This is a genomic window from Alteromonas lipotrueiana, assembly GCF_019249245.1.
Taxonomy (GTDB): domain Bacteria; phylum Pseudomonadota; class Gammaproteobacteria; order Enterobacterales; family Alteromonadaceae; genus Alteromonas; species Alteromonas lipotrueiana.
This window is the reverse complement of record NZ_JAESDK010000006.1, coordinates 154,478-166,300: the sequence shown is the minus strand read 5'-3', so window position 1 is coordinate 166,300 and position 11,823 is coordinate 154,478. Positions and strand designations below refer to the sequence as shown.

14 protein-coding genes and 2 tRNA genes are annotated in these 11,823 nt (G+C 46.6%); 8 read left to right on the top strand and 8 right to left on the bottom strand.

Going from position 1 to position 11,823, the window contains the following annotated elements:
* Position 1: 1 nt before the first annotated feature.
* The 3 genes from JK130_RS06380 to orn all read right to left on the bottom strand — a co-directional run bounded on the left by JK130_RS06380 (position 2) and on the right by orn (position 969).
* A tRNA-Gly gene (locus JK130_RS06380) sits at positions 2–77 on the bottom strand.
* Positions 78–226: 149 nt separating this feature from the next.
* Positions 227–302 (bottom strand) — tRNA-Gly (locus tag JK130_RS06375).
* A 121-nt stretch (positions 303–423) separates the two neighbouring features.
* Positions 424–969 (bottom strand): oligoribonuclease, encoded by a 546-nt coding sequence (orn, locus tag JK130_RS06370; protein WP_218353475.1) that lies wholly within the window; start codon positions 967–969, stop codon positions 424–426.
* 85 nt (positions 970–1,054) lie between these two features.
* On the opposite strand from orn, the gene rsgA reads away from it, so the two are divergent.
* From rsgA to JK130_RS06350, 4 genes are all read left to right on the top strand, one after another.
* The gene (rsgA, locus tag JK130_RS06365; RefSeq protein WP_218353474.1) at positions 1,055–2,080 is read left to right on the top strand and encodes a small ribosomal subunit biogenesis GTPase RsgA; all 1,026 of its coding nucleotides are present in this window, start codon (positions 1,055–1,057) and stop codon (positions 2,078–2,080) included.
* A gap of 126 nt (positions 2,081–2,206) precedes the next feature.
* Positions 2,207–3,082 carry an archaetidylserine decarboxylase gene (asd, locus tag JK130_RS06360; RefSeq protein WP_218353473.1) on the top strand — a complete coding sequence of 292 codons (876 nt, stop codon included), beginning with the start codon at positions 2,207–2,209 and terminating at the stop codon, positions 3,080–3,082.
* Positions 3,082–3,951, top strand: a complete 870-nt coding sequence (locus tag JK130_RS06355; protein ID WP_218353486.1) for a DMT family transporter — start codon at positions 3,082–3,084, stop codon at positions 3,949–3,951. The genes asd and JK130_RS06355 overlap by 1 nt, the downstream gene beginning before the upstream one ends.
* A gap of 2 nt (positions 3,952–3,953) precedes the next feature.
* Positions 3,954–4,667 carry a glycerophosphodiester phosphodiesterase gene (locus JK130_RS06350; RefSeq protein ID WP_218353472.1) on the top strand — a complete coding sequence of 238 codons (714 nt, stop codon included), beginning with the start codon at positions 3,954–3,956 and terminating at the stop codon, positions 4,665–4,667.
* Here the strand turns inward: JK130_RS06350 and JK130_RS06345 are convergent, their stop codons facing one another.
* The 3 genes from JK130_RS06345 to JK130_RS06335 form a co-directional block, all read right to left on the bottom strand.
* Positions 4,668–5,105 carry a MerC domain-containing protein gene (locus tag JK130_RS06345; protein ID WP_218353471.1) on the bottom strand — a complete coding sequence of 146 codons (438 nt, stop codon included), beginning with the start codon at positions 5,103–5,105 and terminating at the stop codon, positions 4,668–4,670.
* A 98-nt stretch (positions 5,106–5,203) separates the two neighbouring features.
* Entirely contained in the window at positions 5,204–6,049 is an 846-nt protein-coding gene (locus JK130_RS06340) for a divergent polysaccharide deacetylase family protein (protein WP_218353470.1), read from the bottom strand.
* Positions 6,050–6,134: 85 nt separating this feature from the next.
* A complete protein-coding gene (locus JK130_RS06335; RefSeq protein ID WP_218353469.1) occupies positions 6,135–7,283 on the bottom strand; it encodes a murein hydrolase activator EnvC family protein in 1,149 nt (382 codons plus the stop codon).
* 258 nt (positions 7,284–7,541) lie between these two features.
* Between JK130_RS06335 and JK130_RS06330 the strand changes: the two genes are divergently transcribed.
* From JK130_RS06330 to gpsA, 4 genes are read left to right on the top strand one after another with little or no spacing between them, the layout of a single operon-like run.
* Entirely contained in the window at positions 7,542–7,967 is a 426-nt protein-coding gene (locus tag JK130_RS06330; RefSeq protein ID WP_218353468.1) for a rhodanese-like domain-containing protein, read from the top strand.
* Between the two features lie 9 nt (positions 7,968–7,976).
* Complete coding sequence (grxC, locus tag JK130_RS06325) at positions 7,977–8,234, top strand: glutaredoxin 3 (RefSeq protein WP_218353467.1); 258 nt, start codon at positions 7,977–7,979, stop codon at positions 8,232–8,234.
* Between the two features lie 39 nt (positions 8,235–8,273).
* Positions 8,274–8,771, top strand: coding sequence for a protein-export chaperone SecB (secB, locus tag JK130_RS06320; protein ID WP_218353466.1), 498 nt, complete (start codon positions 8,274–8,276; stop codon positions 8,769–8,771).
* Between the two features lie 6 nt (positions 8,772–8,777).
* Entirely contained in the window at positions 8,778–9,788 is a 1,011-nt protein-coding gene (gene gpsA, locus JK130_RS06315; RefSeq protein ID WP_218353465.1) for an NAD(P)H-dependent glycerol-3-phosphate dehydrogenase, read from the top strand.
* Between the two features lie 69 nt (positions 9,789–9,857).
* Here the strand turns inward: gpsA and JK130_RS06310 are convergent, their stop codons facing one another.
* Together JK130_RS06310 and JK130_RS06305 are read right to left on the bottom strand one after the other, a co-directional pair.
* A complete protein-coding gene (locus tag JK130_RS06310; RefSeq protein ID WP_218353464.1) occupies positions 9,858–11,276 on the bottom strand; it encodes a PepSY-associated TM helix domain-containing protein in 1,419 nt (472 codons plus the stop codon).
* A 6-nt stretch (positions 11,277–11,282) separates the two neighbouring features.
* A complete protein-coding gene (locus tag JK130_RS06305) occupies positions 11,283–11,810 on the bottom strand; it encodes a hypothetical protein (protein ID WP_218353461.1) in 528 nt (175 codons plus the stop codon).
* Between the last annotated feature and the right edge of the window lie 13 nt (positions 11,811–11,823).

The following is an 11,823-nucleotide window of genomic DNA, read 5'->3' as shown; positions in this document are numbered from 1 at the left end:
TTGGAGCGGGAAACGAGACTCGAACTCGCGACCCCAACCTTGGCAAGGTTGTGCTCTACCAACTGAGCTATTCCCGCGCACCATATTGCAATGTCGTTCTATTGGATTTTCTACTTTCGTCACACCTTGCCAATGCTTGGCAATCACCTCGTGACGACCGTTTCTCGGCGAGGTAAGTGTGCTCTACCAACTGAGCTATTCCCGCATAGAAGAAGGGCTAGAAATTTGGAGCGGGAAACGAGACTCGAACTCGCGACCCCAACCTTGGCAAGGTTGTGCTCTACCAACTGAGCTATTCCCGCGCACCATACTTCTTAAACTTTTACGATTTAGGTGTCCCGTAAAAGTGGAGCGCATTTTACAAAAACTGTGCTAATGCGCAACACCTAATTTAGATTATTTATTAAAATTCCGTTCAATTGTCTAAATACTAAACACATTTTCGCGGTAAAATTTCATTTCTTCTATAGATTCGCGAATATCATCTAATGCCAGATGCACGCCTTTTTTGTTGAAGCCCTCCAGGATCTCAGGTTTCCAGCGTCGAGCCAGCTCTTTAACCGTGCTTACATCAATACTGCGATAGTGGAAGTAACTTTCTAATTCAGGCATATACTTCACCAAGAACCGACGGTCCTGTCCGATGGTATTTCCGCACAAGGGGGATTTGCCAGCATCGACATACTGACTTATAAAGTCGATGGTTTGTTGAGCAGCTTCAGCTTCGGTCACGTTGCTCTGTTGACAGCGTGCAGTCAGCCCGCTCTCGCCATGCACCCGGGTACACCACTCATCCATAGAGTCCAACAAACTGTCTGGCTGATGGACTGCAATAACGGGGCCTTCGGCTAGCACGTTGAGCTGCGCATCGGTCACTATCGTGGCAATTTCAAGAACTTTGCATGTTTCAGGGTCTAAACCGGTCATTTCCATGTCAATCCAGACCAGATTTAAATCATGCTTACTCATTTTGACAGATCCTTTTAATAGGCGTGGCACCTTAGCCACACACACGTTATTATTGCATCAGTATACGCTAACTTATCATGGAATCGTGGCGAAAAAACCTAAACTCACTCATCGACAAAAGCGTCGGGTAGCGGCAAATCGTAAGCGCCGCATCCAGGACACCCATCAACCTGAAACAGACAGCAATACCGACAACCTACAGGTTGGTAAGGTAGTGGGTCGCTTTGGTAAACATGCCGATGTTGAAGACACTTGCGGCACCGTCTCGCGTTGTCATATTCGCCGTACTATAGACTCGGTAGTATGTGGCGACAATGTGTTATTTCAGGCGGGCGACGACACCGGCGAAGGCGTGAGCGGTGTTATCGAAATTGTGCAGGACCGACATTCGGTATTAACCCGTCCCGATTTTTATGATGGTGTAAAACCTATTGCCGCTAATATCGACCAGATTATTATTGTTAGTGCTGTGGTCCCCAGTTTGTCTTTAAACATTATCGACCGGTATCTGATTGCTTGTGAAGACATCAATATTACGCCGGTTATCGTGCTTAACAAAGTTGAGTTACTGGATGAGGCCGAACGCAATTTGGTCAGGCAACAGCTGGCCATATACGAAGAGCTTGGCTATCAGGTCTACTATGCCAGCTGTAAAACCCAGGAAGGTATTGAAGATATAACAGCGTTGTTAAACGATAAAATCAGTATTTTTGTAGGCCAGTCAGGGGTAGGTAAATCAAGTTTAATCAATCAAATTTTACCCGAAGCAGCCGAGACAGTTGGCGCAGTCTCTGACAACTCTGGTCTGGGTCAGCACACCACAACCGCGGCTAAACTATTGCACTTGCCTAGTGGCGGCGAGCTTATTGATTCGCCAGGAGTGCGTGAATTCGGCTTGTGGCATATTCCTGTAGAACAGGTGACCCGAGGTTTTATCGAGTTTCGGGCGTTTTTAGGCGGTTGCAAATTCAGAGACTGTAAACACCTTAATGATCCGGGCTGCATTATTCGTCAGGCTGTCGATGAGGGTAAAATTAGCGCAGTACGTTTTGCCAGTTATCATAAAATACTGGCCTCAATGCAAGAAGGCAGACCTAGCCATCTGAGTTAGTTATGCATAATGTTAGTGCGTGATGACCAGGCCTTATGATATTTGGTGTTTTCTCATAACCGTAAAATCCTTTTATAAGCGTTAAGATAAGGTACAATTGCGCGGTCTGATTAAAGGAGAATTACTGTGTTGGATTGGTTTAAAATTAACCTGCAATATGTATTGCCCAAACACCTGCTGTCCCGGCTTGTGGGAAAATTAGCAGCGGCTCAGGCCGGCTGGCTGACCACCGCGCTAATCAAGTTATTTATTAAGCATTATAACGTCAATATGAGTGAGGCGTTGTATTCAGATCCCAAACACTATAAAAGTTTCAACGAATTTTTTACCCGCCCTTTAAAAGAAGAAGCGCGCCCCATAGAAGGCAATCCTGACACTTTGGTACATACGGTTGATGGCGCGGTAAGTCAGTTCGGCAAAATTCGTCACGACAGTATTTTTCAGGCTAAAGGCCATGATTATAGCCTGACGACTCTATTGGGCGGTAATCCGGCGCTGTCCAATACCTTTAAAGATGGCCAGTTTGCTACGGTTTATCTGGCGCCACGTGATTATCACCGTATCCATATGCCCATAGACGGTACGCTGACTGATATGGTCTATGTACCGGGTGAATTGTTTTCAGTAAATCCGCTTACAGCACAAAATATTCCTGGCCTGTTTGCCCGAAACGAACGGGTTGTGGCTTTTTTTGATACACCGGTTGGCAAGATGGCAATGGTGCTGGTAGGTGCAACTATTGTGGCCAGTATTGAAACCGTGTGGGCAGGCACAGTATCGCCACCGGCGGGCAAAAATGTTCAGCACTGGACTTATCAAAAAGACTCCGAAGCCAGCGTTAGTTTAAAACGAGGCGAAGAAATGGGTCGCTTCAAACTGGGTTCAACCGTTGTTGTCTGTTTTGAGAAAGATGCGGTTAACTTTACAGACCTTGCCCCGCGTCAGGTTGTTCGGTTGGGCGAAGAATTTGCCCGTGCTGCACAGGTATCAGATCAGGTTTGATGGACCCGGTCAAACGTAGCCTGCTGACGCTTCATGTCACCGTGGTGCTACTTGGCGGCACCGCCCTCTTTTCGCAAATTATCCCGCTGTCGGCTCAGGACATTACCCTGGGTCGTTCGGTGTTTGCCTGTATTGCGTTATTTGCTTTTATGGCGCTCTCTAAAACCTCGTTTTTACTCGCCACCAAGAAGGACTATATTGTTGCTCTGGTGCTGGGCTTGCTAATGGCAGCGCACTGGGTAACCTACTTTGCGGCAATGCAATATGCCGGGGTGTCTGTGGGTATGATAGCTCTGTTTACCTTTCCGGTGATCACTGTGCTTATTGAACCGTTATTTGAACGCACCCGGCTGGTATGGCAAGACTTCTTTAGTGCAATTATTGTTTTTGCCGGGATTGCATTAATTGTACCTGAGGGCTCGCTAAACAACGACATCACCCTGGGCGTGATGGTAGGGGTGGTTTCAGCGGTGCTTTATGCTATCCGAAACCTCGGACACCGACACTTTTTTTCTCAATACTCGGGGGCCAAAGCGATGGCCTGGCAAATTCTGGTGGTTTGTCTTTGCATGTTGCCAATGCTTAACTCTTCGTTGTTACAAGCCAGCGACAACAGCTGGTGGTTGCTGCTGGTTTTGGGTACGGTGTTCACTGCCCTGCCCCATGCTTTAATCGCTGCCACTTTAGCGCATTTGAAAGCCAAGACCTTTTCATTGATTGCCTGCATGCAGCCCTGTTATGGGGTATTACTGGCTATATTACTGTTAGGTGAATCGCCGTCATGGCAAACTTATGTGGGCGGCGTTTTGATCACTTTGGCTTCAGTGTATGAAACGGTAAAAACACATCGCCAGCAAAAGGCCCTTTAAATATGTGGATTTTAGCTCATCGTGGGGCAAGTAAGGCGGCACCAGAAAATACGCTTAAAGCCTTTAAACTGGCTTTTGAACAACACGCTGACGGAATTGAGTTTGACACCTACGAACTCGATTCTGAAATAATTGTTTTTCATGATAAGACACTTCGCCGAACCACTAATGGCAAGGGGCGTCTGTTAGATAAATCGCTTAGTTATTTGCGTGGTCTGAATGCGGGAGATAATCAACAAATTCCTTTGCTTTGTGAAGTGTTAACACTTGCCCCTGCCAGTGCACTTTGCAACATTGAAATAAAGCACTTGCAGGCCACAAATACCTGGCTACAAAAGCTGGAATCTGTCTGCCCGGCTGTTAATCAACCTAATAACAACCTTCTTATTTCATCGTTTCATCATCATTGGCTGGCCCAGATAGCCCAGCAAAAGCCTAATCTGCGAATAGGTGTACTTACTGCAAGTATGCCTCAGGAGGGCATTACGAAAGCAGTTAAGATGCAGGCTTATTCAATTCATTTTGCGCTAGAAAACATAGATGAGCGTTACGTTGTGCAGGCCAAAGAAGCAGGTTTGAAAGTTTTGGTTTATACGGTGGATACCCCTGCAGATATGCTTAAACTACAGAAGATGGGTGTAGACGGTATCTTTACTAATGTACCAGATGTAGCAAAATCAACGCTTAATGCCCTGCCTACAGCAACCACATCATAATTATCGGCTGGTTTGCACTGCTTTATTCAACGGGCTGGCTGTTACCGCCCTTTTTACACGCTGGGCACCTTTACACAACCGAATATTAATATAGTGCGCTACCACAATTAACAATGCGCCAGTTGCAATAGTGAATGGCTCGTATTGTTCACCAAAAATATCTTTATGCCAGTAAATAGCGCCGCCTACCGCCAGCATAGCTACCGGATAATATCGACTGTGATAACGCAGAGCGCCGCTTATCAGAGCAACCGCACCAATTAATATTGATATACTTAAAATCGTACGCTCAAACCAAGTTTGGGCAAAAAAGGTACTGGAAATCAACGGTAGCAGAGGTATCACTATAGGCAAAGATAGACAATGAAACGCGCACAAGCTGGAAATCCAGATTCCTACCCGGTCGAGTTTTGTTGGATTGTCTGTCGTTAGTGACATAGCTACACGGTACTCTTCGTTGACTCAATGACGTTATAATATAACATTAAGGCTCAATTGCAAAATACCAAGCATAAATTTAATGTTTTATTGCAAATCTACGGTTGCATAGTTTTTTGAGTCTGAGCCGGCTCTGTGGGCAAAGACGGCTTTATAGCATGTGATATGGGAATCAGCTGAATTTGCTGAGAGCCCAGGGTCTCAAATTGTTGTTTTAAAAAAGCCAGTGTCTGAGGGTGCGGATGAACAATACCGATAGCCAATGACTGTTGGTGCGCCAAGGCTATCAGTCGTGAAAATTGTTGCTGCATAGACTCAGGGCTTAACCGGTGATCAATAAATACATGGCGCCGGGCGACAGGAAGACCCAATTCGCGGGCGGTCGACTCTGCCACCGACTCTGAAGTTGTGCGGCTGTCGACAAAAAACAGGCCCCGGGTTTTAATGGTTTTCATCACCTCATGCATGGCCCAGTTTTTTTCGGTCAGCCAACTGCCCATATGGTTATTCACCCCAATGGCCATTGGCACGCTATTGAGGGCTCTGTGGGTTACTTCACCTATTTGTTCAGCAGACATATCTGCGGTCAGTGCTATCGGCCCAAGATTTGCCTGGGTATACGCCGCCATAGGCAGATGCAGCATTATCTCGCGTCCCTGCTGATTTGCCCGTTGGGCCAATTCTTGGGCAAGTGGCGCATCGGGTAATATTGAAAACGCAATCTGGAGCGGTAACGACAGCGCGAGGCGATCGCTTTGCCGGTAGCCAATATCATCCATAATCAGGGCGATGTGAGCGGGTACCGATGAACCTGTTTCGTTATCGGCTGACTGGGTCGCAGAAGTATTAGCCGCCTTAAGCTCACTATTAAAAAATAGTAAAAACAGCAAGGTAGCCGGCGCTATCCATAGTTTTGATAAATAGCGCCTGAAACGATTTGTCACATTATTATTCTTATATTACTGACCCAGGTCAGGTGCATTTTGGTGTTATTGTATTGTCGGCTTTTTATTTTCAAGCTTTGCCCAATCATAAGTTGAGCCAGGAAGTAGGGTTCAACGCCTTGCCTTTGTGACGTATTTCAAAATAAAGATTGGGGTAGCTTTGCCCCCCACTTTGACCCACCAGTGCAATTGACTCGCCGTTCGCGACATTATCGCCAGCTTGCTTTAGCAGCGCCTGATTATGCCCGTAAACGCTCATAAAGCCTTTGCCATGATCAACAATGGAAACCAGTCCGAATCCTTTGAGCCAATCAGCGTAAAGTACTCTGCCATGAGATATCGTTTTGACAGCGCTGCCCTCTGAGGCTTCTATAACAATGCCTTTCCAGCGCACCTGGCCCTGCCGGCGAGTACCAAATAATCGCCGAACCTTGCCTTTCGCTGGTACGCTAAGCTTACCTTTGTTTGCTTGTAATCCCGCCAAGGTGGTTTTTGCTCGCACGGCAGCACGGCGCGCTTCTTCAATTGCAGCGATAAGTGCCTGCTCATTGGCTTCCATATTTTTAACCCGCTCGGCATCGCTGGCAATCTTTTTGTTCAGTTTTGCAAGAGTTTGGGCGCGATCCTGTTGCCGGGCCTGCAGTGCAGCCTGTTGCGCTTTTTGCTGTTGGACCAGCTGCTGTAGCTGTTCGGCTTTATTCTGTAAACTGGCTGTTACTTCTTGCAGTCTGGCTACATTTTGTTTGAAACGCGTAATTTCTTGTTGACGTGCTTTGCTCACATACTTGTAATAGGTCAATACCCGCTCAAACGACTTTGCGTCTTCCTGAAAAAAAATCATTTTGGCATAATCGTAATGCCCAGCCATAAAGGCACTTCGAAGCTGACTGGCCAGCATGTCTTGTTGATCAACAATAGCCTGTTTAAGCGAACGCTGTTCTTGTTCAAGCTGCTGTTGTTGCTGCCGATTTTCAGCCAGTTTCTGATGCGTTTGATTTAATAAGCTCGCAGCACGGCCAATTTCAATTTCAGACTCAGATAAAAATTCTTGCAACTCTTCAGCATTAGCCTGATTTGCTTTTAATGTTTGCTGACGAGATTTTAGTTGCTGGCGTAAATCTTCAAGTTGAGCTTGTTGTGTTTCCTGACCGAACGCCTGCGAGGCAAAAAGAACCCCGGCGCCAAGCAATAAAAACCAACCGCCTACGGCCGCCCAACCAAGCTTTGATATCATTAAATTGCACTGCAGTAAAAAGAAAGTAAGAGGGCTATTTCAGCAGGTTTTACGGTTCCCGGCAAGCCAGCAACCTATTGCGGTCTATTCTTATTTTGATACCAAACACAAAGAACACCAGGGTGAACTGCAAAGCAATAACCGTCTGCCCCGAAGTTAAATGGCGTTAAAACGGGTTTGCACACGGGTCCCACTGGTTTCTTAGCTGTTTTTCTATATACTTTGCACTCTTTTTTATGGTCTGTAAGGTTTGAAGTAATGGATCAGCTGATCGAATTTGCAAGTAATAATATTATTTTGGCGGGCCTGTGGGTAGCGCTGGTGGTTATGTTGGTTTATAGCTTTGTTACCGGTTTTACTTCTTCAGTAAAAGAAGTCGGCACTCACGAGCTTACACAACTGGTCAATAAACAGGATGCGGTTATTTTAGACGCCCGCTCTCCTAAGGAGTTTAAAGCCGGTCATATTCTGGGTGCGCGACAGATAAAACCTGAAGAGCTTAAAAAGCGTGACTTCAAAAAGCTTGAAAACCAGAAGGGTAAACCCATTATCGTAGTGTGTGCAATGGGAAATACCGCTCGTCCGGTTGCCTCGGCTATGGCCAAAGAAGGCTTTAGCGATGTTAAAATACTGAAAGGCGGAATGAATTCCTGGCAGAGTGCGAATCTGCCGGTCGCGAAATAAGGGCTACCTATGAGCAAAGTTGAAGTTTACAGTAAAGGGTACTGCCCGTTTTGTCACCGTGCTAAAGCACTGTTGAACCAAAAAGGGGTAGAGTTTATTGAGTATGAGATTGATGTACGCCCTGAATTACGTGACGAAATGATTACCCGAGCTAACGGGGGCTACACCGTTCCACAAATTTTTATCAACGATCAGCACATTGGCGGTTGTGATGAAATGCTTGGTCTGGAAGCCCGGAACAAGTTGGATCCTCTGCTGGCAGTGTAACGCTAAGCTGGTATTAATAACGATAACTAGGAAATAAACATGGCTGAAGAAAATCAAACAAACGGCGCAAACAATGCGCAACAGGGTACACAGTTTAATATTCAACGAATTTACACCAAAGATATTTCTTTTGAATCACCTAATGCCCCTGCCATTTTCACCAAAGATTGGAAGCCAGAAATAAAACTCGATCTGGATACAAAAACCGCTCAGCTTGAAGAGCATGTTTTTGAAGTGACTTTGTCAGTTACAGTAACCGCCTCAATGGGTGAAGAAACCGCTTTTTTATGTGAAGTACAACAAGCTGGAATCTTTGCACTTGGCGAAATGCCAGATCAAAACAAAGCACATATGCTGGGTTCTTACTGCCCAAATGTGTTGTTTCCTTATGCTCGTGAAACTATTTCTAATTTGGTCAATCGTGGTACCTTCCCGCCACTGAATCTGGCACCGGTTAATTTTGACGCCATCTTCGCTGCGTATATGCAAAAGCGCGCTCAGCAAGAAGAAGGTCAGCAGCAAAACCTTGATTCGTAGTTGCGCATGACCTCTTTGACCGACTCGACCACGGTACTGGGGGCAGGCTCCTACGGTACCGCTCTGGCATTTTGTCTGGCCAGAAACAATCAGCCTACCTGGTTGTGGGGCCGTGATGCTGAGCACATGAGCCAGCTTTCGCAACAACGCGAAAATGCCCGGTATTTACCGGGTTCACGCTTTCCTGAAGCATTAAAAATCAGTGCAGATCTGGCCCAGGTGGTCGCTCAAAGCCGTGATATTTTAATTGTGGTGCCCAGTCATGGTTTTAAAGCGATGCTCGAAGCACTACAACCCTTGTTGCAGCCTGAGCATCGAGTTATCTGGGCCACCAAAGGATTAGAGCCAGGCAGTGGTCGTTTGTTACGTGAGGTCGCCTTAGATGTATTGGGTGACAACTACCCATTGGCGGTATTGTCAGGCCCTACCTTTGCCAAAGAAATGGTGGCTGGCTTACCCACTGCTATTTCTCTGTCTTCACATGACGAAGCGCTTATCGACAGTTTTGCCGCCAAGCTGCATTGCAGCAAAACATTTCGGGTGTATAAAAACCCTGATTTTATTGGCGTACAACTGGGCGGTGCGGTTAAAAATGTGATTGCGATTGGGGCTGGGCTTGCCGATGGTCTGGGATTTGGTGCTAATGCCCGCACCGCGCTCATTACCCGTGGATTAGCCGAGCTTACCCGGTTAGGCGTGCGCTTAGGTGCTCAGCCTGAAACCTTTATGGGTATGGCCGGGCTTGGCGATTTAGTGCTGACCTGTACTGATAATCAATCTCGTAACCGGCGGTTTGGCCTGGCCTTAGGTGCAGGTAAACAGGTTGATGAAGCTATGGCTGAGATTGGTCAGGTGGTCGAAGGCTTTCGCAATACGGAAGAAGTTCATACGCTGGCAGCACGAGTTGGTGTAGAAATGCCCATCTGCGAGCAAATTTATGCTGTCCTCTATGAAGGCAAAATGCCTAAAGAAGCTGCTTTAGCGCTACTTAGCCGGTCGTTAAAAACCGAAAGTTAAGTTACCCTGCTACATTGTAAAATTGCAAGCGACAAGCCCGTTCAAGGGTTTGCCGCTACTTTTATTGCATTAGTGACTAACCGCGTTTATTTTATTCTCCTGATGCGCCTTCCAGCCACACCACATAATAAACAACATCAACAGACTGTTAACTGGCAGACTTGCCGGCGATAGCGCCCACTCACCATATTTGACCAGGTGACAAATTAACAGCAGCAAGCAACTCCCCGCACAAATAAGCAGCCAAGTGAACTTATCTATTTTGGCCCAAAGCGTACTGACACTGCATCCCAGTATGAGTAACCCCCAAAACGCGGCATAAGACGATACATTAAAATATAGAGAAACGGCAGCGGTTATAGCCAGTGCGCTTATGCTTCCCCATACAAAGCCTTGCCAGAGCCTGTTTACTCGCGCTGGGCGGCCTTGCTTTTCTAACCAGATGTCCATTCCTGATACACATAAAGCGGTTAACATAATTCCTAATACAAAATACAAAAGCTTAACCGGCCAACCTGCAAAATCGCCAAAATGCAGTCGATACAGCGAATAAATAAGCTTTTTACCCCAAACGCCATCTTCATAGCCTGCGGTGCCTAAAAATTCACCGGCTGAGGTAAATCGGTAATTTTCAGAGTAGATGAGTTGTTCAGGTACCTGTGCGTAAATTTCAATAAATTGTTGGGGGGTGCCAACATCATGTACGGTTAAAAATATAGGCTTATGGCCGGTTTGCATCGTCTCAAAATACTGCAGTGCGGTGGTAATATCCGGCGGCTGAACACGATGACTAAGGGTGGGCTCGGGGGTGAATACTTTATCAACCACCGCTTGTCTGTCACCCTGAGTATCCAATTGCGCAACGACAGTAAGTACAATACCGGCCAAACCAAAATAGGTGCCGGTAATACCAATCATGGCATGAAAAGGCGAAGCCCAGACGCCAAAACGATTATGTAAATCAATACGTCCCGGCTGACCGGTGCCCCCTCGCCGCCATTTAAATGCATCTTTAACAATACGCTTATGAGCAATAAAACCGCTGACGACTAAAGCGCAGATAATGGCGCCTAAGGCACTAACCAGCAATAACCCCCAGGTCGAGGGCAAATGCAGATAATAATGCAAATCGACGAGCATTTTTGACCAGGGAAAATGTTCAGTCTGTAGCAGGTCACCCTGCGCGTTAGCGAAGACCGCCTGATGATCGTTTTCAGCCACCAGACGTGGAATTCCCGAGCCCGGAAAAACCACATGATAATGCTCAGTAGCCTGCGGATAACGCTGTATAAACGTTTCTAAGGCACGACCTGCGGCAGTAGGAGTAACCGTGTTTAATTCAGGAACATCAGCTTGTTCCCATCGTTCAAGTTCCTGATTAAATACCACCAGGGTGCCTGATATACACACCAGAAACAGCAAGGCGCCTAAAAAGACCCCCAGCCAGCGATGGGCGTTAAGCGCGGGTTGACGCGAAAATAAGGACATAAAATCTTACAACAATAATAGCGCGCCAAAAATCAGCGCCACAATAAAATGAAAGGCCAGTGTGCGTACCGGTTGCTTACTGGCTAAAAAGTGGTACGCCATAAATGCCCATACCACCGGCTGAGTTACGATACACAAAGCAAGCTGACCACTGTAGGTTATGGGTAGCCAACGAGCTACCGTCAGACATATCGTTAAGCTAAAGACAAGCTCTGCGCCAAGCACCACACCCGCCACAACAACGTGTTTACCGATATTACTCAGACTTGTATTTAAAGGCCTGGGCTTAGTTATGTAATGCTGCAAAGGTTTGGTAGTGGCCTGATAAATAATACCAATCCAAACCAATAAAGCGGGCAGCAGCAATGAATAAACCATTGCGTATTGCCAGCCAGTACCATAATAAAATAATACCATTGACCCCGCCCAAAGCAGCAGCGCTAACCCACCAAGCCAACGTTTACTTTGTCGCCAGCCAGCATACAACGAGCCCACTCCAAGACCAGCACAAACTAACGCAGAATAAACAACCACAGTGTGCTCCTTG